Raw genomic sequence first — 21045 nt, forward strand, 5'->3', positions numbered from 1 at the left:
GGGAGTGCTGAGACGCCGTCACGGCCCCGGGTGGGCGGGTCGGGGATGCGGATTCCGGGTGAACGGCTGCGGCGCGTCGCCACGATGGCACGGGAGGCGCGCGGTGGGCGGCTAGGACGGAGGGATGCGCCTTCTGCCTCCGACCGCCCTCCTGGCGGCTTCGCTCGTCATGTTCCCCAGTGCCGTCCACGGGCACGCGCCCGGCAGGTGGGAGCCGGCCGCCGCACGGGCGGCCGCACCTTCGACCGTCCGTCCCGCGCCCCTCGCCGCACCGCCCGACGGTTCCGCGGACTCGCTGCCGGAGTACCGGTTCACCGGGGCCGGGTTCGACGCCTGCACGGCCCCGCCGGCGGAGGCCCTGCGCGTCTGGAGCACCGCCTCGCCGTACGGTGCGGTGAACATCTACAGCAGTGGCAGCCAACGCGGCTGCCAGCAGCCCCGGTTGACGCCGCAGTGGGTCGCCACGGTCCGGGCGATGGGGTGGCAGCTGGTGCCCACCCACGTCGGGCTCCAGGCGCCCTGCGCCGAGCGCGAGGACAAGCCGCTGCGGATCGACCCGGACCGGGCCGAGGAGCAGGGCGGGCAGGAGGCGGGGGAGGCGGCGGCGGCGCTGCAGGCGCTGGGGCTGGGGCCGGGCAGTCCGGTGTACCTCGACATGGAGGCCTACCCGACGGGCGACGCGGAGTGCAGCCGAGCGGTGGTCGACTTCACCGTCGGCTGGGCCCGGGCGCTGCGGGCGGCCGGGTACCGGTCAGGCTTCTACTCCAGCCTGGACTCCGGCATCGCGGACATCGTCGCCGCCGCCCGGGCCGGCCGCGCTCCGATGCCCGACGCGATCTGGTACGCCCGCTGGGACCGGCGCCCCACGACCAGCGGGCAGGCCGGGCTGCCCGACGACCTGTGGACCGGCCACCGCATCCACCAGTACCGGGGCAGCGCCAACGAGACGCACGGAGGGGTGACGCTCAGCGTCGACCCCGACGAGCTGGACGGCCTGGTGGCCGGCGGGGCGGCCTGAGCCACGACGGACCTTCCGGGAAGGGCCTCGACAGACCCACCTCGGGAGCGTGAACCCCCTTGGGGCCTACCTCATGTGAGTGAAGGTCTGTCCACCGATCGATGGTCCGGCGGCGGGTCGCCGTAGCCTCAGTGCGACCCGTCGCCACTGAGGTGTGCGATCCCCGCGAAGCCGCGGAATCCGTCGACCCGGAAAGGCCATCGACAGAATGACCCACTCATCGGGCGGGAGCGACGAGACGACCGGCGGGCCCTCCCGTCGCCGGCTTCTCAAGATCGGCATCGGCGTCGCCGTGGGGGCTGGGGCGATCGGTTCGGGTGCTCCCGCCGCGATCGCCAACGGCCCGTACGATCCGACCGGTCCGACGATCGCGACCAAGGTGAAGAACCTCAGCGGCCCGGTCGAGACCGGGCCGTTCGCCTCGCCGTGGACCGACCTCGGCATCCCCGTGCGGTGCCCGGACGGCACCATGCTCTTCGTCTGCGGCGACACCTTCGACGGCGACCAGGTGGGCGCCGCCGACTGGCGTGCCCCGATCGGCCTCCGCTCCAGCAGCGCCGACCTGAACAACCTCCGCATCGACGGCAGCGTCGGTGGCGGCCGCGCCGACAGCCTCGTCGACGAACCGCACAACCCGGTCGGGGACAAGTTCACGACGGCGATCCCGTCCGACGTGTTCGTGGTCGACGGTGTGATGTACATGCACCTCATGCGCGGCGTCATCTACGACACTGACCCGCTGTCGATCAGGGCGATGGTCTTCCCCCTCCCGACCTCGGACCTGACCGGGACGCTGGAGCAGACCATGATCCTTCCCGACACCCCGGGCCAGGAGGCGGCCAACCTCGTCGCCAGCCCGTACGGCGGCTTCGTCATCCCCGGCTCGACGTTCGGCGACTTCCACATCGTCGTCAGCCAGTGGTACGACCCGAAGAACTACCGGATCATGCAGTACCGGATCAACATGCTCTCCTGAGCCCGCACCGCCTTCGCGGGGGCCGGCACGAGGCCGAATGGTTGGGACGCTGTGCGAATCACCCGAATCGTGACCTCCCGGACCGACGGGCCCGCAACCCGCCGCTCACGGGCTGCGTCCCAGCCATCGGCCGCGGTGCCGTAAGGTGCGTCGCCGCGAAGCCGAGCAGGCAGTGACGGGAAGAGCGCAAGGCGATGGACGACAGACAGACCGAGGGCGACAGACAGACCGAGGGCGACAGACAGGCCCAGGACGGCGGACCGGCCCAGGACGGCGGACCGGCCGGGGACGACACGGCACCCGCCGCGGGCGGTGCCCCGACGCCCGGGGACGAACGCCCCTGGGAGCTCCCGGACTACCTCCACGAGCGGGAACTCGGCGCCGGCGCGAGCGGCCGGGTCGTCCTGGCCCGCCACCGGGAGACCGGCACCCCGGTGGCGATCAAGTACCTGCGCGCCTGCGCCAGCACGCCCGCGCTGCGCGCGGAGGCGCAGGTCCTCGCCAGGATCGACTCCCCACACGTCACCCGGCTCTACGAGTACGTGGAGGGGGAGCGGGGCTCGGCCATCGTGATGGAGCTGGTGGACGGGATCGCGCTGCGCGAGTTGCTCCGCGCGGAGGGCGCCACCACCGCGGAGGCCGCCCTGGTGGTACTGAAGGGCTCGTTGCTGGGTCTGGCCGCATCCCACGCGGTCGGCGTGGTGCACCGCGACTACAAGCCCGCCAATGTGCTGGTCGACACGACCGCCACGTCGAAGCTGGTCGACTTCGGCATCGCGGTGGCCAGCGGCGCCGACCGCGACGTCTCCGGCACCCCCGCCTACATGCCGCCCGAGCAGTGGGCCGGCCGGCCCGCGTCTCCGGCGGGTGACGTCTACGCCGCCACCGTCACGTTCTTCGAGTGCCTCACCGGCGCCCGCCCCTACGCGGGCACCACCATCGCCGAACTCGCCGTCCAGCACACCGAGGCCCCGATCCCGGCCGAGCTCGCCCCCGACCCGGTCCGGCCGCTGATCCTGGCGGGCCTGGCCAAGGACCCACAGGCCCGGCCCGACGGCGCGGCCGCGTTCGTCGAGGAACTGGAGGCGGTCGCGGCGGCCGGCTACGGGCCGCAGTGGGAGGAGAAGGGACGCCGCGATCTGACGGCCCTGGTCGCCCTGCTCGCGCTGCTGCTGCCCGGCGCCCAGGGCGGGGCCGCCGGCGGCACCTCGCTGGCCCACACCACTCTGGGCGGCGCCGACGGCCCCTCCAGCTCCTCCGGCACCGAGGTCAGCGCCGTCCCGGCCGCCGACACCCTCCCGGCCGCCGCCCAGCGGACCCTGACCGGCCGTGGTGCGCGCCTGGGCACCCGCAGCAAGGTGCTCGTCGGCGTCGCGGCCGGCGCCGTCACCCTGGCCACGCTGGCCGGCGTGGCGATGGCGGGGGCCGCCGACGGCGGTGCCCGTACGGTCGTCGGCGGCGCCTCCCCGGAGGCGACCACCAGCCTCGCCGCGCACGACCAGGCCGGCCCCTCCCCGACGCCGAGCGGCGCCGACACCCCGAGCCCGACACCGTCCGCCTCGGCGGACCCGACGGCCGCCGCGCCGACGACCCCGGGCACCCCGAGCGGCAGCGCCACGGCCGCGCCGACCGGCAAGACGGCCCCGGCGCCGGGCACGCCTTCCGCCGTCCCCGCCACCGGCCCGAGCCCCGCACCGCCCGGCCCCGCCGGAGCGCCGGCGGCGCCGCCTGCCGCCCCTGCCCCCACCCAGGCCGGGCCGAGCCCCGTGACCAGCCCCTCCGCACCGAGCCCGACCGTGGCCCCCGCCACCATCACGGTCAGCACGGTGAACCTGGACTCCCTGGTCTGCGGCGGCCGCTGGAGCCTGACCGCCACGGTCACGGTGGCCGCCCAGGGCGCCGCCACCGGAACGCTGACGCTGAGCTGGTACCACAGCTCGGGCGGACGCGCGGTCACCGTCGCCACCGACACGGTGGCGGTCCAGAACGGCCGCGCCACCATCACCCGCACCCACGACTTCGGCTCGGCCGACACCTTCCCGACCTGGGGGGTGCGCATCGGCACCACCCCGGCGGCGGCGCAGCCGGGCCGGACGTCGGCCGAGATGAACGCCTTCCTCTGCAACCCGCCCCGCTGACCCCTGCCGCGCCTGCCGGTCCGTCACCCGCCCATCGTCCTGGAGAAGCCATGCCCACGCCCCGTCCCGACTCCGCCCCCGCCCCGGGCGCAGACCAGACCGTCCGGCTCGGTCCGGGCACGGGCGACGGCGAACAGACGCTCCGTCCGGAGCCCGGCCCGGCGGGGGAGGCCCGGACCGTCCGCTTGGACCGCGGGGCACCGGATCCCGAGGCCACGGTTCGCCTCGACGGCCACGAGGCCGAGAGCGCGACCTTCCTCGACCCGCGGGTCTGGGGCAGCGCGCCGCGCCCCACCCCGCCGTCACCCGAGGTGGACGCGGACGCCGCCGCCACGGTGCGGCTCGGCGCCACGCCCGCGTCCGGCACGACCCTCGTCGATGTCACCCCGGACGAACAGCCGCTCGCCCCGGGAGAGTTGCGCCGCTTCGGCCCCGGCGTCCCTCCGCAGGCCGCCGCCGCATGGCGCGGCGAGACGGCACCGGAGGTGCCGCAGTCGCGACGGCCCCGCCGGATCCAGCGGTGGCTGGTACCGGCGGCCGTGCTCCTGGCGATCCTGGCGCTCCTGTTCTGGCGCCTGCACACGCCGGCCCTCGCCGTCACCGCCGCCGACGTGACCACCGACCCGGCCGGCCCCGGCTGCGCCGGTACCGCCGTGATCACCGCCGCCGTGGAAACCAACGGCGGCACCGGCACCCTCCGCTACCGCTGGCTGCGCAGCGACGGCACCACGTCCGCCGAGATCGCCCAGGACCTGCCTGCCGGCGCCCACCACACCGACCTGGTCCTGCGCTGGACCTTCGAGGGCCATGGCTCACTCCAGGCCACCGCCACCCTGGAGATCCTCTCGCCCGCCTCCCGAACCGCAGCCACCTCCTTCGCCTACCACTGCCCCTGATCCCCCGCCGGGGGGCGGGGGATCAGGCCGCGGCGTCCAGCCGTCGGCGCTGGTCCTCGTCGAGCACGAGGTCCAGGGCGGCCAGGATCTCGGCCGACTGCGCGGCCGAGCCGGCGCCCACCACCGGGACGGTCGGGACGGGGTGGCCGATCAGCTGGGCGAGCACCACCTGGTCGACGGTCGCCCCGAGCTCCCCGGTCACCTCGGTCAGAACGGCCGACTGGGCCTTGGCCACCGGCCATTCATTGTCGGGACCGTATGGGGCGTGGTCGTCCTCCCAGGCGTCGTCGGCCTTCTCCGGCGGGAGTTCACGGCCCTCCTCGAACCCGCACATCAGCCGGGTTCCGCAGCGGTGAGTGCCGCACCCGGGCGCGCTCCCACTCCCTGTGGGCCACGGCTCCGCACCTGGGCCTGACCGCGGCTTCGACGCACGACGGGGCACGTTCCGCCAGGTGACGTATCCGTTCGAGGCGGAGCCGCAGCCGGACGGCGAGCTGGGCGGCGGTGAGGTGCCGCCGGACGCCGGTGACGACGGCTCGGACCGTCCGGTGGCCGAGGCCTGCGGGCGGGCTACTTGGACTCGACCCGTCCGACCGGGTCGGCGCCGGCCGTCAGTGCCTCGCGTGCGGTCTGCCAGGCGGGGTCGCCGGGGTGGAGTTCGGTGCGCAGGTAGGCGGCGGTGAGTCGGGCGAGGGCGGCGACCCGTTCGGGGTTCTCGTCCGTGGTTTCGGCGGCGTCGTATCCGGCGATTCCGCCGAGTCCGTGCTCCGCGTCGAACAGGGTGAGCAGGGTCTTGCTGCCGGGGGCGAGGGTGTACGGATCGGCGTGCCAGTCCGGACCCATGTCCGTGAAGTGCCGGGAGTCGTCCTTGTCGCCGGCGACGACCAGCGCGGGGGTGGTCATGGTGGAGAAGTCGATGCCCCGCAGGATGGGCCACTGCTCGGCCATGGGGCCGTTCTGGACGTCGCCCCGGCCGGGCGCGGCGAGGAGTACGCCCGCCTTGATCCGGTCGTCGGCCAGGTGCGCTTGCTCCCCGGTCTCGGGGTCGGTGAGCCGGGCGCCGAGCAGCAGGCTCGCGGTGAAGCCGCCGAGTGAGTGTCCGGCCAGGGCGACCTTGGTGTGGTCGATCCGCCCGGCGAGCTGGGGCACGGCGTTCTCGACCGCGTCGAGCCGGTCGAGGATGTGCGTCATGTCCTCGGCGCGGGAGCGCCAGAAGAAGGGGGCTCCGGGGGCGTCGGCGACCAGGTGGGTGAGGGTCCTGGAGGTGAGGTGGGTGGGCTGGATGACCACGAATCCGTGTGCTGCCCAGAAGTCGACGAGCGGCGCGTAGCCGTTCAGCGAGGAGAGGTTGTTGGAGGGGCCGTGGCCGTGGGAGAGGAGGAGGACGGGCAGGCCGCTTCCGGTCACGGGCGCGGAGACGCGGATCCGGAGGTCCACGGGTCGTCCGGGTACGGGGAGCACGAGCGGGCTGAAGGAGAGGACCGGGACGGGCGTGCCCAAGGCGTCGGCGGTGGTGGCGGTGGATGTGCTCACGATGTGGGTTCCCTTTCGGAGGCGCCGGCCGTTCGCCGGTCTCGTGCGGCCGGTCGTCGGTCTCCTGTGACCGGCGGCGGGCAGGGTGATCTGCGGCGGCCGGTTCGGCTAAGCTGAACCGGAACGCTGCTCCACTTAATATCCGGATCAGCGTTCCGTTTTGTCAAGCGGTGCCGAAGGAGCAAGTGGTGTCGAAGGAGAACGTGATCCCCGCCGAGGGCCCCGTCGGGGAGCCGCCGACCCCCGGCAAGCGGGCCGACGCCCAGCGCAACCGGCGGACGGTGCTCGCCGCCGCCGCCGAAGTGTTCGTCACCTCCGGCGTCGACGCCCCGATCCGGCAGATCGCGGCCAGGGCGGGCGTCGGGATGGCCACGATCTACCGCCACTTCCCGACCCGGGCGGATCTCGTCACCGCCGTCTACCGGCATCAGATCGAGGCGTGCGCCGAGGCCGGCCCGAACCTGCTGGCCGACGTCGACTCCCCGTTCGACGCGCTGCGCCAGTGGATCGACCTCTTCGTCGACTTCCTGGTCACCAAACACGGACTCGCCGACGCCCTGCAGTCCGACAGTGACCGCTTCGCCGCGTTGCACACCTACTTCCTCGACCGCCTGCTGCCCGTCTGCGCCCAGTTGCTCGATGCCGCGGTCGACGCCGGCGAGATCAGGCCCGGTACGCAGCCCTACGAGCTGATGCGCGGCATCGGCAACCTCTGCATCGGACGCGACACCGACTCCCGCTACGACCCCAGGCGCTTGGTCGAACTGCTCCTCCAGGGGCTGCGGCGGCCCTGACCGGCCTGACGGCGACACCCGACTCGTCCGGGCGCGGGGGCAGCCGCCCGGCCGGCCCCGCATGACTCGACTGCGGCCCGGCACCCCCGGGTACGCCGACCTGCGCACCGCACTCGGCCTGTGACCCGCCGCCCGCCACCGCAGCGGTCGGCGGGCGGCGCGGCGGTCCGCAGCGCTGTCAAAGTCCTGTGAGCGGCCAACCGAGCGTGCTCGCGGACGAGCTCAAGGAGATCGATCCACCTGCCTTCGACAACCACATCGGCCACCTCCGGGCCGACTTCCTCGACCGATGGCTCCGGTAGTCACCCCCCAGCCCCACAACGCCCGAGCCACCGCCCTTCGTGACCGTCGTGTCGAGCCGCCTCCGTTACCAGCCGGCCGCTGCGCGGATCGGGCGGCGGCCGGCCTCAACCGCGCGGGAATCGCACCCGGGGTATCGGATACGTGGCGGTGCCGCGTTCCATCCCGTGTCCGGTACTCGGCCGGCTTCCACTGCTTCCCGGGGGCTGCTCCACCCGCGTGGAGTCGGCCCGTCGGTATTCCGGGCCTCGGGAGTGTCCTGGACCAGGATGCCGTGCTTGCGCATCACGATCTCGATGTTCCCGTTGCGGGAAGATGCCACGGCCCTCTGGCGCAGGCGAATGTCGGACACCTCAACCCTCTCTACCGCTATCCGAGTTCCAGCGGAGACGTCCCTCAAACGAGTCGGGCCTCGGCTCATTCGGGCGCAGTCGGGCCCGGTGTGCCGCCCCGCAGAGAGGATCATGGTCGGCGCGCCTGTCATGGAGCTAACATGCAGCGAAGATCGGCTTTGGGGACGGGCTGCCCGGCCCGGTAGGGGGATTGAGGGATGCAGTTCAGCGTTCTCGGCCGACTGAGCGTTCACGACGGGTCCGGGAAACTCACCCTCAGCGGTACGAAGCTGCGCTCACTGCTGGCTGTGCTGCTCCTGCATGCGAACCGGCCGATCGCGACGGATCGGCTTCAGGACGTGCTGTGGAGTGAGAACCCACCGACCTCGGGCGCTGCCGCCGTGCACAACCTGGTGGCACGACTCCGCCGCGCGCTGTCCGACGACGCGGGCCAGCGGCTCTCGGTGACGCCGCTGGGCTACCTGCTCAAGGTCGCCGACGGCGAGCTGGACTGCCAGGTCTTCAAACACCGTTTGGCCCGGGCCCAGGCCGCGTTCATGGACCAGGACTGGGACGCTGTCCGCCGTGAGACGGCCGCGGCGCTGGAACTGTGGCAGGGAGACCCCCTGGCCGAACTGGCTGACCTCGATGAGGCGCGGGCGCCGCGCGAACACTGGCGTGAGGCCAGGCTGCAGGCCCTGGAATGGAACTTCGACGCCCAGCTGAACCTCGGCCGGCATCAGGGAATCAGCGCCGATCTCGCGGCCCTGACCGCGGAACACCCCTTCCGGGAGGCGTTCCACCGGCAGCTGATGGTCGCACTCCACCGCACCGACCGCACCGCAGAGGCCCTGGAGGTCTACCGAGCCCTGCGCAGCGCTCTCGTCGACGAACTCGGCATCGATCCGAGCCGGGCGACCCAGGAGGTGCACCAGGAGATCCTCAGTTCCGGCGGAACCTCCGGCAGCCTCTCCGTGCCCACGCCCCGGCCCACCCGGGACACGCCGTCCGGGACGGCCTCCGTGGTGAGCGCCTCGCTGCCTCGGGACATCTCCTCCTTCGTCGGACGCCATGAGGAAATCGACCTGGTCCTCGCGACGTGCCGGGCCGGCGCCGCGACAGGCGGAGTGGTGGGGATCCATGCCGTCGACGGCATGCCCGGTGTCGGCAAGAGCGCCTTCGCCGTCCACTGCGCCCACCGCCTGGCCGCCGACTTCCCTGACGGCCAGATCTTCATGCCGCTGCACGCCCACACTCCGGGCACGCCCGCCATCGAGCCGACCGACGCCCTGGCCACGCTCCTGCTGGCGACCGGGGTGACGCCACAGCAGATCCCCTCCGATCTGTCAGCCCGGGCCGGCCTCTGGCGCACTCAGGTGGCCGGCAAGAAGATGCTGGTGCTGTTCGACGACGCCCGTAGCAGTGAGCAGCTGAAGCCCTTGCTCCCCGGGACCTCGGGAACCCTGGTGATCGTCACGAGCCGTCGCAGGTTGGTGGACCTTGAAGACACCGTGCCCATCACGTTGAACGTCCTGCCCCCGCAGGACGCCGCCCGGCTCTTCACGGCCAAAGCCGGTCGAGCGGGTCTGCTCCCCGAAGACCCGTCGGTCGTCGAGACGGTACGCCTGTGCGGGTACCTACCGTTGGCCATCCAGCTCACGGCGGCTCGCCTGCGCCACCATCCGTCCTGGTCGGTCGCCGACCTGATCTCGGACCTGACCGCGGCCACCGGCCGCCTGGCCACCCTCCACGCCGAAAGCACCTCGGCCGCCGCCGCCTTCGACCTCTCCTACCGGTACCTCTCTTCCGACCTGCAGCGGCTCTTCCAGCGGCTCGGCCTGCACCCGGGCAACGACTTCGACGCGTACACCGCCGCCGCGCTGGACGACACCGACCTTCCCACGGCCCGCCGGCTGCTGGAGGTGCTCGAAGACCACCATCTGATCGACGAGCCGGTGCGGGGCCGCTACCGGATGCACGACCTGATCCGCGAACACGCCCGCGCGCTGGCCGACGCCAACGAGCCGGCCGCCAACGAAGCCGCCATGGAACGGCTGCTGGACTACTACCTGGCCGCTGCGACCGCAGCCAACCGGCCCCTTGCCCGCCACACCCCCGTTCCCGCCCCCGTTCCCACCGCAGGCCCGGCGACGCCGAACACCGTGCCCGACCTGTCCACCGTCGCCCTGGCCAACGCCTGGCTGAAGGCCGAACGGGCCAATCTGCAAGCAGCCGTGGAGTTCGCCGCCGCCCACGGTCGCTCCGCCCACGCCGTCCGGCTGCCCGCAGCGATGCACGAAGGTCTGCGCAGTCAGGGCCACTGGCAGCAGGCCCGTTCGCTGCACCAGATCGCCTTCGACACCGCGCTGCGCACCGGCGACCGGCAGGGCCAGGCCGACGCCCTCACCAACCGAGGCATCATGTGGCAGCTCTCAGGGCAGCTGGAACCCTCGGCGAAAGACCTGCTTCGAGCCGTGGAGCTGTACGACGAGCTGGGCGACCGGCACGGCCGGGCCAACGCGCTGACCAGCATCGGCCACACCCGGCATCTCGCGGGGCACTTGACCGAGGCTGTCGAGTGCCACCAGGAGGCTCTGGTCGGCTACCGGGACCTGGGTGACCGCCTCGGCGAGGCCAACACCCTCATCAGCCTGGGCCATGTGCTCATGCTCACCGGCCGCTGGACGGAGGTCGGAGAACACCTTCAGTCCAGCTTGGAGTTGTGTCGCGCGCTGGGCAACCGTCTCGGCGAGGCCAACGCGCTCTATTGCCTGGGCATGATCAGGGAGTTGACCGGCCCGTTCGAGGTGGCCGTCGCCAACCACCGTGAGGCGCTGGAGCTTTACAGCGTTCTGGGCAACCGTCTCGGCCAGGCCAATGCGTTCAGCGGCCAGGGCAACGCCGAGCGCCTCACCGGTGACTTCGAGGCGGCGGAGTCGAGCCATCTGAAAGCCCTGGAACTGCACCGCGCCATCGGCAGCCGCCAGGGCCAGGCCAACACCCTCAACTTCCTGGCTCTACTCCAACGGGACACCGGCCGCTACGCGGACGCCGTCGAGAACATCCGCGCCGCCCGCGAGATGTACAGCGCGGGCGGTGACCGGCGGGGAGAGATGATCAGCCTTGCCCACCTGGGGTGCATCGAGCAGCGGACCGGACAGCACGAGCCGGCTGCCGACACCCTCCGGGAAGCCGTGCGCAGCTTCCAGGAGCAGGGCTTCGCGCTCGGTGAGGCCCGCGCCCTCGCCCATCTGGGCGATGCTCAGCTCTCGCTGGGCGAGTACGAGGCCGCGGCCGAGAGCCTGCGGCTGTCCCTGACCATGTGCCGGGAGGTCCAGGACTCGGGCAGCGAGGCGGAGTCCCTCAACCTGCTGGGCAAGCTCCTGTCACAGACCGGCCGCTGGGCGGAAGCCCGCACCCACCACACGAAGGCACTCGAGATCGCCCGGGCCATCACGTACCCGCTGCAGGAGACACGCGCGCTCGAAGGCATCGGGGACAGCCTCTGCCGGGAGGGGAGCGCCCGGGAGGGCGAGGCGCACCTTCGCCAGGCGCTCACAATCGCCCAGAGGCTCGGTGCACCCGACGTCGAGCGCATCCTGGCGAGCCTCCGGGCCGTGCATGCGTGACCCCCACACGGGGCCTCGATGCAGCCGGAGGAGTGCGCAGTACCCGTCGATCAGCCTGGGACGACGCGCCTTCCCAGGTGATTGATCGACAGGTCGCCGAGAGCCACGGCGAGTACTCCGACGGCGAGGAGCGGGACGACGGAAAAGCTGTGGGGCCTGCCGTCCGGAGAGGGCGGCAGGCCCCACAGCGGGTATGGGTGCGGGTCAGGGCTCGGTCGGGGTGTCGGCCGGCCCGTCCTTGAGGGCGAGGTGGGCCGCCATCTCCTCGTGGGTGGGGGCCGGCGGCAGGGCGCGGGTGCGTTCCGGGCGCAGCCCGTCGAGGAAGACGCCGAGGTGCCGTGCGGTCAGAGCGGTGGCCTGCCGGGGTGGGAGGTGGGGCAGGGGGCGGCAGATCAGCGCGGCGGTGGTGATGAGATCGACGGCGGTGACGTCGGGTCGGAGGGCCTTGCGGGCGCGTCCTTCGGCGAGGATCTCCTCCAGCGTGGCGGCGATCTCCCGTTGCAGCTCGTGAGCCTGGGGGTCGTTCGTCCTGGCGCCCCCGATCAGGGGCAGTGCCAGCAGGTCGCGGTGCTCGACCAGGTACTGCAGGAAGGTCTCCACGGCCGTGAGCGGGTCGGTCTGCGCCGCTACCGCCGCCGTGCGGGCGGTGTCGAGTACGAGGGTGAATCCGTCCAGGAGGACCTGGGTGATCAGGGCGTCGCGGTCGGGGAAGCGCCGGTAGAGGGTGGCGATGTTGACGCCCGCCCGGCGGGCGATCTCGTCGAGGGGGACGGCGGTGCCCGACTCGCGGAAGGCGGTGCGTGCCGCGGCCAGGATCTGGGCGCGGTTGCGCGCGGCGTCGGCGCGCAACCGCGGGGTGCCGCGTCGCGCTGGGTTGCTGCCGGTCACCGTGGTCCACCTCTGCTGTCGTCCGTCGCCCTGGTCTGCGTTCGCGTGCTGAGCGTACGACAGGGAATAAGTGAAGGATTTCCTGCGGTTAGTGTTAGCCTCGCCGTGTCGGCCCGAGGAACACGACGGCTGGAACCGGAGTCTTTGCCGCTCCTGTGCTCGCGCACCGGTGGCGGCAGGAAGGAACGAAGACCCATGGCATCAGTGGACAGCAACCGCTTCGCGGGCAAGGTCGCGGTGGTGACCGGAGGCAGCCGGGGGATCGGCGCGGCGGTCGCCGCGCGGTTGGCCGCGGAGGGGGCGGCGGTCGTCATCGGCTACCGCGGCAACCGGCAGGCGGCGGACGAGCTGGTCGCCGCGCTCGCGGCCGGCGGCGGCAGGGCGCTCGCCATGGCCGCGGACGTCGCCGACCCCGAGCAGACCAAAGCCCTGATCGAGCGGGCGGTGTCCGAGTTCGGGCAGCTGGACGTCCTGGCCTCGTGCGCCGGCATCGAGCACTTCGACGCCTTGGAGAACATCACCCCGGCCGACTTCGACCGCGTCTTCACCGTGAACACCCGCGGCCAGCTGTTCGCCGTCCAGCACGCCGCCGCCCACATGCGGGCGGGCGGGCGGATCGTGCTCACCTCCTCGGTGAGCGCCTCCCGAGCGGTGTTCGGTCACACCCTGTACGCCTCGTCCAAGGCGGCCGTGGAATCCATGGTCCTCAACCTGTCCGCGGAGCTCGGCCGGCGCGGCATCACGATCAACGCGATCGCCCCCGGCGGCACCGCCACCGACATGGCCGCGGAGCACGCCGCCAGCTACCAGCACCCCCAGCTCAGGGAGTCGATGCCGCTCTCCCAGTGGCTGTCGGTCCACGGCGCGCTCGGGCGCCTGGCCCAGCCGGAGGAGATCGCCGCGGGCTACGCCTTCCTCGCCTCCGACGACGCCGCCTACATGACCGGCCGCACGCTGCCCATGGACGGCGGCTTCTTCTAGAAACCGACTCCGTGCCGAGTCGGCCTGACAGTCGCGCCCACTCGGGCCGACTCGGCACGGGTATTCCACGAGCGAGTCACCACGGCCGAGGCCTTGTCGGCGCCGACCCCAACGTCCCCCACCGCACGCCGCGCGTCAGCGGCAGACAGACCCATGCACCACACCACGCCCCTGCCCCCACACCCGCATCCCGAGGCCGCCGAGCCGACTCCGTCCGTTCCGGCACCCGACCAACCGGCGTCGGCGTCCGTCGACGAGCCGACCGCCTCCCACCCGCAGGCCGCGGAGCGACACGGCCGCCACGCGCTGCTCGACACCGAGCCCGGCATCCCCGCTCCCGTGCTCGCCGTGGGCGCCGGACTGCTCAAGGCCATGCTCGTCCCCGTGGTGACCGCGCTGGCGATCGGGACCGCGTTCGTCGCCGTGTACCTGGCGGCCTTCCACGCACCCACGGCCCACCACCAGCCGTTGGGCATCGCAGCCTCCGACCAGCAGGCCGCACGCGCCGAACTCGCCCTGAACGACACCGCGCCCGACGCCTACACCTTCCACCGCTACCCCAGCGCCGCCGCCGCCCGCGACGCCGTCACGCACGACCAGGTGCCCGCCGCCCTGGTCACCGAGGGCAACAACACGGTGCTCCTCGCGGCCGGCGCCCAGGGCCCGTCCACCGTCGCAAGCCTGCAGGCCGCCGCCACCGCGGCGGCCGGCCATCCGGTAGCGGTCCAGGACGTGGTACCGCCGGCCTCCGGCGACACCCGCGGACTGTCGGTGTTCTACGCCTCCTTCGGCGTCGTCCTGGCCGGCTTCCTGTTCTCGGTGGCCTCCTACCAGATCGCCCCGCGCCTGCCGCTGGCCGCCCGGGTGGCGTCCACCGCGGTCTTCGCGGCCGCGAGCGGCACCATGGTCGCGCTCATCGGCCACCAGGCCCTGCACGCCCTGCCGGCCGCGTTCACCACCGTGGCCGTGATCGCGGGGCTGTTGGCGATGGCCACCGCCACCGCGGCCGGAGTGCTGCTGCGGCTCTTCGGCCCCCTCGGCATGCCGGTGGCGTCGGTGGTGCTGCTGATCCTCGGCAACGCCACCTCCGGGGGCATCCTGCCCGTGTCCTTCCTGCCGCCGTGGCTGGCCCCGCTGGCGCAGATCATGCCTCCGGCTGCCGCCGTACGCGCCTTGCGCGGTGCCGGCTACTACCACTCCGCGCACCTGACCGGCGGCCTCGTCCTGCTCGCCGCGTGGATACTCGGCTGCCTGGCTGTCCAGTACGCCCTCGACCTGCGAGCCGCCCGACGGGAGGCAACCGCACCGTGACCACTCCAGGCGCGAGCGCCGAAGGCGCGTAACCGCACGACCGCTGCCGGCAGTGGAGCATCGGCCACTGCACCGCGTCGACCTGCCCAAGGACGGGCCACCGCCGTACGGGCGGCGGCCCGCCCACGCTGCGTCGGCACGGATGACCCGGTGGCCCGAGCATTGTGCTCGACGCCCGCCGGGCGGAGCCGCCTAAATGCTGAAAATCCCCGCCGCACACATGGCGACCAAGCGCAACGCCATCTACTACTACACCTGGGACCCGTCCCGGAACCTCTACGCGCTCGGCCACCACAACGTCCCGCTCAAGGTGGAGGCCGCACGCAACGACACCGTGACTCACCCGCCCGGGCCGCTGGAGAACCCGCGCCCTGGCCCGGCAGCTCGGGCCGTTGAGCCGGAGACCGGCCGCGACTACCGGCAGAACGCGTTCCTCGGCAGACCCGCGCACGGACGCTTCATGCTCACCTGCGTGGTGAGCGGAGCCAGGTCGAGGCCGGTCCGCTGCGGATAGGCCGCGTCCGGGACCGGGCACGGGCCGAAGCCCGCCGCGCACACCAGCTCGGCGAAGAGCAGCTGGTCGTCGCCGACCCCCGCGCCCTTGCCGCACGGCGGGCCGTCCACCGCGCCGCTCTGGATATCCGCCGGGTCGCTGGTCGGCGCGCCACCGCCGGCGCCCCGGTTCCCGTAGAAGCAGTTGTGCGGCGCCGTCGTCGACTCGTTGGCGACATCCGCGTTGGTCGGGTTGCCGAAGAAGCCGTTGTGGCTGAACGCGTTGCCCGCCACCACGTTCCGGTAGGAGTGGAACACGCAGACGCCGGTCTGCTGCACCCCGCCCTGGCAGTTGCTCGTGGGCGGCGGAGTCTCGCTGTCCGGGAAGTCGTGCAGGACGACGCCCCAGCTGCCCTGCCGCTGGATCCGGTTGCCGCGCACCGTGTCGCCGTGGCCGCCCGAGATCTCGATGCCGGTGCCGATGGCGCCCGCCAGCCCGGAGACCGGGGCGTTCGGGTTGTTGTTGTCGTGGATGGAGTTGCGCTCGATGAAGGTGCACGAGCGCTGCGGCGCGCCGACGCAGCTGCCGTCCTGCGGTGGGGGCGCGTCGTCGTTGTTGAGCGAGTTGGCCACGATGCCCGTGCGGTTGTGGTCGAACTCGGACTCTTTGATGGTGTAGCCGCCCGAGTTGGTGCCGGAGAACCCGATCGCCGAGTTCTGGCCGTGCGCGTCGGTCAGCGTCACCCCGCAGACGTTGCGGCACGCGCCCACGTAGTAGTCGGAGTCGCCCATGTTGGAGGCGTAGGTGTGCGCGATCTCCGCCGGGCCCGTCGCGTTGGACGCGAAGATCCCGTACTGCGCCATCGACGCGCCCGCGTCGGCCGAGCCGTAGCCGGAGGTCGCGGTCAGATAGGCGCCGTGGTAGCCGTGGAGGCCGATCTGCCCGCTGCCATCGCCGCCGTTCCACCAGATCTGGTTGCCGCCGCTGCCGTCGCTGCCGGAGAGGTAGTTGCAGACGGTCAGGTTCTCGATGGAGACGTCGTCGGCCTTGGAGACGACGATGCCGCTGCGGCCGGTGCTGTCCTGCAGCCCCGGGTCGGCCGGGCACGGCTGCGCGGCACTGCCGTTGCTGCCGTCGACGACCACCCGGTTGCGGTCCAGCCCGCGGACGTGGATGCCGGGCGTGGTGATCAGCACACCCGCCGATCCGGTGGCCTTCTCGTGGTAGACGCCGGGCCAGACCAGCACCCAGTCGCCTCGGTGCGCGGCGTCGACGGCGGCCTGGAGCGTTCCGTACCGGTGTGTCGAACTGCTCGGGCAACTGACCGTGCTGGCGTTGCAGACGAGCAGCACCTGCGGCTCCTCCCGGTCGTACGCGGCCGCCGTGGGGGCGAGCCCACCCGCTGCCAACGCCAGCGTTCCGAGCAGGGCCAGCAGGAGTCTGACGCGTCGTGGAGCGGACCTCTGTCCCACAGCAAACCTCCTCAGCGAAGTGATCTGACGTGATGTCAGATCGACTCAGCCTCCGGGCCCGCCCAGGGGGAGTCAATCAGCCACGCGGGGCCGTTCCGACGCACCGCCTCCATGGATGTCGCAAGGAGCGACGACCCTCTCGGGGGCGAGTGCCCCCGGCAGGGTCGGGGGCCCGCCGCCCATCGGCTCGCCCCCTGCCGCCCTCGCCCCGCACGTCAGGGCGATGCGCGGTCGGGAGGACCGACTCCCGGAGCCGGTGGGACGGTTGGCCGGTCGACGGTGACTCAGAGGCCGAAGCGGGCCCGGTGGGAGCTGGGGACGACCATAGAAGGCCGCATCGGATCGGCGGACCTTCCGCTCACAGCCTGAGGGCTCCGGACGGAGCGCTCAGGCTGCGGCCGTACTCGGTGAGAGCGAGTACACCGGTGCCCTGGGCCAGTGTGCTCGCATCGACTGATCGGGGGTCCAGGCTCAGTTCGCCGGCAAGGTTGGGCGCCAGGTCGAGCAGTTCCCAGGTCCATTCATCCTCGTCCTCCTCGGTGTCCACGTGGCCGGCTGCCGGCGCAGGCAGGCCGAGGGCGGCACGCCGCTGCTGCTCGTAGGCAAGCGGCACCCCCAGTTCCAGGTGCTGCATGTCCTCGCCGGGTATGTAGGCGAAGCGCCGCACGATCGTGCCCTGCTCAGCGACCAGAACCGCCGATCCGTCATGCTGGTCGCTGTGCCAGTAGGCCTGGGCTCGCCCGTACTGGGCACTCAGCTGCGCACACGCGTCCAGGACCTCGGCCTCGCGCTCGGCGGAGCTCGGGTCGCACCACGAGCCGACCACCAGGGTCCAGCCCGCGAGTTCAGGCGTGACGAACACGCGGCGGTACTGATCGAGCGGGTTCTCGTCCAGGCCGGCATGACTGTCGCAGTCGGCGGCGAACACACCGGCGGCGAACGGCACCGGACGTGGTGCCGACAGGCCGAGAAAGTCCATCACCCCGTCCTGGTCGCCTGTGCTCACCGCGATCCACGAAAGGAAGCAGCAGGATATGGGAGTAGGTACGTCGTCGGGCAGCTTGATCCGCACCAGCCTCTCCAACGCCGCCATGTCGCGGGCGCTCATCACCGCTTCACCGCCGATCTCCGCCAGGGCCTCCAGAGCGCCCGCACGCGCGGCGCCGGGACCACTGCGCCGCACAGCCTGAAGCAACGGCACCACAACCGCACCCCACGACGAGAACGACCGCACGGCCGCCCGCCGCACCTCCGCATCCGGGTCGCCCAGCAACGGCACCACGTGCTCCGCAACCAGCACTCCGTCATCCCCGCACTTGCTGATCGCCATGATCGCCGCGCGGCGCACTACCGGGTCCTCATGCGTCAACGCGCCGGTGTAGCCGTCCAGCGCTGTGGCCCCGAGCCCGGTGAACACCCGAAGCGCCCGCCAGTGTGCCTGCCCCGGTGCCGCGCTCCGCAGAGCTTCCAGCACCGGCCGAAACGCCGAAGCGCCCGTACGACGAAGGACGCTCAGCAGAGCGGCCTCGCGCACCGGCGAAGCGGCATCGCTCAGGTGCTCCGTCAGAGCCGGCAGGGCCGCCGGGCCGAGCGAGACCAGAGCGTCTTCGGCGGTGCGCCGTACAGCCTCATCACGATCTACAAGGGCCAGAACCAGCTGGTGGGTGGTCATGGACAATCACGCTAGTCGGCCACGCAGACAGCCGGGCCACAACATCTCGCGTCGAGGAGTGCCCAGGCGCGTGGACTGGGCTTCTGCGCCCTTGACGTCTTGATGTCGCCCTCGACCCGGTCCTCGGCCGACCTGGACGACCTCGCCCCGAGTCCAGCCTCGGTGCTCCAGCCGATCTCGACGGGCTCCAGCGCAAGATCGCGATCGCTTCCGGACCGTGATTGTGCTCTTGGGATCGGGCGCCGGCGAAGGCCCGGCCTGGAGGCCGCTGGCGTGAACCGGCGGTGTGTCAGTTCGGTGGTGGGGGGGCTGCGGCCCCTGGTTGCGTGATCGACAGTGGCGGAAGGCGATCCCTCGCCGAGAGACCTTCTTCCGTCTTCTGGAGTTGATCGTGACGTTCTCATTGCCGGGGGCCGTCGGCTGGCTGGGTCCCGGTGCCGGGCATCGTGCCGGTTCGGCCGGGCGTCGGGGCCGGGTGCTGGCCGTGGCGGCCGGTGTGTTCTGCGCCGCGGCCGTCGCCCCGGTGGCGCTGTCCGTGCCCGCCCACGCGCAGGGCACCTGTACGGTGTCCGGCCCCACCACCACCTGTACGTTCGTCTTCACCGGCGCCGAGCAGACCTTCACCGTCCCGAACGGCGTCACCCAGGTCGACGTCACGGCGACCGGCGCCGGCGGCGGCGTGGAGGACAACGGCGTCGGCGGCGGCCGGGGCGCCCAGGTGTCCGGCACGCTCACCGGGCTGTCCGGCGGGCAGACCCTCTACGTCGAAGTCGGCGGCGCCCCCACCGCCGGCAGCCCGTGCGCCGGTAGCGCGCAGTGCACCGGCGGCTTCAACGGCGGCGGCAGCACCCGCTTCGGCGGCGGCGGACGCGGGGCCTCCGACATCCGCACCCAACCCAGCACCACCCCCCTCACCACGACGGACTCCCGCCTCGTCGTGGCCGCGGGCGGCGGAGCCGGCTGGGCCGGCCAGTGCACCGGAAGCCCGGGCGGAGACGCCGGCCAGCCGGGCACGAACGCGACCTGCAACGGAGGAGACGGCGGCGGGGCGGGCACGTCCACCCACGGCGGCGCCGGCGGCACCGGCGGCGGGGTGTTCGGCGGTGCGCCCGGCACGCTCGGTGTCGGCGGCAGGGGCGGCGGCCCGGGCGCCTCCGTGACCGGTGGCGGAGGAGGCGGCGGCTACTACGGCGGAGGCGGCGGCAACATCAACCCCTTTGTCACTCCGAGCGAGGGTGGGGGTGGCGGAGGCGGCGGCTCGTCCCAGGCCGCGGTTCAGGCCTTGGTTCAGGCGTCGGTGCTCGCCCGGCGTAGCAGGTAGGCGCCGGAGGCGGCGGCGAGGAGGGCCATGCAGGCGGCGAAGACCAGGCCGGCGTCGGCCAGGCCGAGCGGCGCGGTGAGCAGGCCGACGCCGATGACGGGGATCGAGATGCCGAAGTAGGCGACCACGAAGAGCGCCGAGAGCGCGCCGCCGCGGTGCTCGGCGGGGCTCGCGGCGGCGACCTCGCCCACCGCACCACGCAGGCCCATGCCCTGGCCGGCGCCGCCCACCAGCGCGGCGAGCACCAGGGGCGGGAGGGAGGCCCAGGCGAGCGAGCTCGCGAGCAGCGCCAGCCCGGCGATCAGCACCAGGCAGCCCAGGGGGACCGCCCGTGCGGTGCCCAGCCGGGGGACGAGGAGCTGGCCGAGGGTGGAGGCGAGGAAGGTCGCGAAGACGATGAGAGCGACGACTGCGCGGTTGTGGATGTTCAGACCCTCGGCGAGGAACGCGGGACTGACCGAGGTGAACAGGCCCAGGAGGGAGAATCCGGCGAAGGCGGCGATCCCGGCCGGGACGAACACCTGTCGGACCTCCGGCGGCAAGTCGGGCCGGTTGGGCCGGGCGGTGTGCAGCGGGCGGGCGCCGGCGACGGTCTCCGGCAGCGCCAGGAGGAGACCGAAGGACGCGGCGATCAGCACCAGGTGCACGGCGAACGGCAGCACCAGGGGGTGGGGCGCGTACTGGGAGAGCAGACCCGACAGCAGCGGTCCGCAGCCGAGGCCGCCCATGTTGGCGGCGGTCGCGACGAAGGCCGCGCGGCCCTGGTGCCGTGGCGGGGCGAGCTCCAGTACATACGCGGTGGCGGTGCCGGTGAACAGACCCGCGGACAGGCCGGACAGCAGACGGCCGAGGCAGAGCAGCGGCACGCTGTCCGCGGTCAGAAAGGCGGCGGCGCTGCAGGCCGCGAAGACCAGTCCGCAGAGCAGGACGGGGCGGCGCCCGACGGTGTCGGAGACATCGCCGACCAGCAGCAGGACGCCGATGACGCCGAAGGCGTAGACGGCGAACACCACCGTCACCGTCAGCTCGGAGAATCCGATCCGTTCCTGGTACAGCCCGTACAGCGGAGTGGGCAGGGTGGTGCCGATCATGCAGACGGCGAAGGCGAAGGCGGCCAGGAGGTAGTCCGTCCGGGCGGCAGTGGGCCGAACAGCACGATGATCGGTCACCAGCCCACGATAGGCGCGCCACCCGGCCGAGCCCACGGCTCACGGGCGCGCGCTGGGCCGACCGGCCGTAACCCCCGGCCGCTCGTTTTGGCCCACTGACCGGCGTCACGCCCGGCCCCTGT

The 21045-nt window shown here is 72.8% G+C and carries 15 protein-coding genes; 9 read left to right on the forward strand and 6 right to left on the reverse strand.

The window, feature by feature from the left end; all coding sequences use genetic code 11:
* The first annotated feature begins 124 nt into the window (after positions 1-124).
* From ABZW30_RS26605 to ABZW30_RS26620, 4 genes are all read left to right on the forward strand, one after another.
* Positions 125-1018, forward strand: coding sequence for a DUF1906 domain-containing protein (locus ABZW30_RS26605; RefSeq protein WP_355673716.1), 894 nt, complete (start codon positions 125-127; stop codon positions 1016-1018).
* Between the two features lie 208 nt (positions 1019-1226).
* A complete protein-coding gene (locus ABZW30_RS26610; protein WP_355673717.1) occupies positions 1227-1994 on the forward strand; it encodes a DUF4185 domain-containing protein in 768 nt (255 codons plus the stop codon).
* A 194-nt stretch (positions 1995-2188) separates the two neighbouring features.
* Positions 2189-4132 (forward strand): protein kinase, encoded by a 1944-nt coding sequence (locus tag ABZW30_RS26615; RefSeq protein ID WP_355673718.1) that lies wholly within the window; start codon positions 2189-2191, stop codon positions 4130-4132.
* Positions 4133-4182: 50 nt separating this feature from the next.
* On the forward strand, positions 4183-5028 hold the full coding sequence (locus tag ABZW30_RS26620; RefSeq protein WP_355673719.1) for a hypothetical protein: 846 nt from the start codon (positions 4183-4185) through the stop codon (positions 5026-5028).
* A gap of 22 nt (positions 5029-5050) precedes the next feature.
* Here the strand turns inward: ABZW30_RS26620 and ABZW30_RS26625 are convergent, their stop codons facing one another.
* Both ABZW30_RS26625 and ABZW30_RS26630 read right to left on the reverse strand, forming a co-directional pair.
* Positions 5051-5362, reverse strand: a complete 312-nt coding sequence (locus tag ABZW30_RS26625) for an aldo/keto reductase (protein ID WP_355673720.1) — start codon at positions 5360-5362, stop codon at positions 5051-5053.
* Between the two features lie 236 nt (positions 5363-5598).
* Positions 5599-6561, reverse strand: coding sequence for a chlorophyllase (locus tag ABZW30_RS26630; protein ID WP_355673721.1), 963 nt, complete (start codon positions 6559-6561; stop codon positions 5599-5601).
* A 206-nt stretch (positions 6562-6767) separates the two neighbouring features.
* Here ABZW30_RS26630 and ABZW30_RS26635 point away from each other — a divergent pair, with 206 nt between their 5' ends.
* Complete coding sequence (locus ABZW30_RS26635; RefSeq protein ID WP_355673749.1) at positions 6768-7355, forward strand: TetR/AcrR family transcriptional regulator; 588 nt, start codon at positions 6768-6770, stop codon at positions 7353-7355.
* 850 nt (positions 7356-8205) lie between these two features.
* Entirely contained in the window at positions 8206-11616 is a 3411-nt protein-coding gene (locus ABZW30_RS26640) for a tetratricopeptide repeat protein (protein ID WP_355673722.1), read from the forward strand.
* A 204-nt stretch (positions 11617-11820) separates the two neighbouring features.
* On the opposite strand, the gene ABZW30_RS26645 is transcribed toward ABZW30_RS26640, so the two are convergent.
* Positions 11821-12504, reverse strand: a complete 684-nt coding sequence (locus ABZW30_RS26645; protein WP_355673723.1) for a TetR/AcrR family transcriptional regulator — start codon at positions 12502-12504, stop codon at positions 11821-11823.
* Between the two features lie 195 nt (positions 12505-12699).
* Between ABZW30_RS26645 and ABZW30_RS26650 the strand changes: the two genes are divergently transcribed.
* Both ABZW30_RS26650 and ABZW30_RS26655 read left to right on the forward strand, forming a co-directional pair.
* Entirely contained in the window at positions 12700-13485 is a 786-nt protein-coding gene (locus tag ABZW30_RS26650; protein ID WP_355673724.1) for an SDR family oxidoreductase, read from the forward strand.
* Positions 13486-13638: 153 nt separating this feature from the next.
* A complete protein-coding gene (locus ABZW30_RS26655) occupies positions 13639-14796 on the forward strand; it encodes an ABC transporter permease (RefSeq protein WP_355673725.1) in 1158 nt (385 codons plus the stop codon).
* A 414-nt stretch (positions 14797-15210) separates the two neighbouring features.
* On the opposite strand, the gene ABZW30_RS26660 is transcribed toward ABZW30_RS26655, so the two are convergent.
* A complete protein-coding gene (locus tag ABZW30_RS26660) occupies positions 15211-16761 on the reverse strand; it encodes a right-handed parallel beta-helix repeat-containing protein (protein WP_355673726.1) in 1551 nt (516 codons plus the stop codon).
* A 358-nt stretch (positions 16762-17119) separates the two neighbouring features.
* Positions 17120-18433, reverse strand: a complete 1314-nt coding sequence (locus ABZW30_RS26665) for a HEAT repeat domain-containing protein (RefSeq protein ID WP_355673727.1) — start codon at positions 18431-18433, stop codon at positions 17120-17122.
* Positions 18434-18824: 391 nt separating this feature from the next.
* Here ABZW30_RS26665 and ABZW30_RS26670 point away from each other — a divergent pair, with 391 nt between their 5' ends.
* Positions 18825-19754: a glycine-rich protein gene (locus tag ABZW30_RS26670; protein WP_355673728.1), complete on the forward strand. Its 930-nt coding sequence runs from the start codon at positions 18825-18827 to the stop codon at positions 19752-19754.
* On the opposite strand, the gene ABZW30_RS26675 is transcribed toward ABZW30_RS26670, so the two are convergent.
* A complete protein-coding gene (locus tag ABZW30_RS26675; RefSeq protein ID WP_355673750.1) occupies positions 19721-20872 on the reverse strand; it encodes an MFS transporter in 1152 nt (383 codons plus the stop codon). The genes ABZW30_RS26670 and ABZW30_RS26675 overlap by 34 nt on opposite strands.
* Between the last annotated feature and the right edge of the window lie 173 nt (positions 20873-21045).

This window comes from Kitasatospora sp. NPDC004669 (assembly GCF_040609455.1).
GTDB lineage: Bacteria > Actinomycetota > Actinomycetes > Streptomycetales > Streptomycetaceae > Kitasatospora.

Bases quoted from the DNA above. Each gene is read 5' to 3' on its own strand.
- ABZW30_RS26620 (WP_355673719.1), top strand. From the start codon at position 4,183: ATGCCCACGCCCCGTCCCGACTCCGCCCCCGCCCCGGGCGCAGACCAG.
- ABZW30_RS26615 (WP_355673718.1), top strand. From the start codon at position 2,189: ATGGACGACAGACAGACCGAGGGCGACAGACAGACCGAGGGCGACAGA.
- ABZW30_RS26605 (WP_355673716.1), top strand. From the start codon at position 125: ATGCGCCTTCTGCCTCCGACCGCCCTCCTGGCGGCTTCGCTCGTCATG.
- ABZW30_RS26650 (WP_355673724.1), top strand. From the start codon at position 12,700: ATGGCATCAGTGGACAGCAACCGCTTCGCGGGCAAGGTCGCGGTGGTG.
- ABZW30_RS26665 (WP_355673727.1), bottom strand. From the start codon at position 18,433: ATGACCACCCACCAGCTGGTTCTGGCCCTTGTAGATCGTGATGAGGCT.
- ABZW30_RS26625 (WP_355673720.1), bottom strand. From the start codon at position 5,362: ATGTGCGGGTTCGAGGAGGGCCGTGAACTCCCGCCGGAGAAGGCCGAC.
- ABZW30_RS26655 (WP_355673725.1), top strand. From the start codon at position 13,639: ATGCACCACACCACGCCCCTGCCCCCACACCCGCATCCCGAGGCCGCC.
- ABZW30_RS26610 (WP_355673717.1), top strand. From the start codon at position 1,227: ATGACCCACTCATCGGGCGGGAGCGACGAGACGACCGGCGGGCCCTCC.
- ABZW30_RS26640 (WP_355673722.1), top strand. From the start codon at position 8,206: ATGCAGTTCAGCGTTCTCGGCCGACTGAGCGTTCACGACGGGTCCGGG.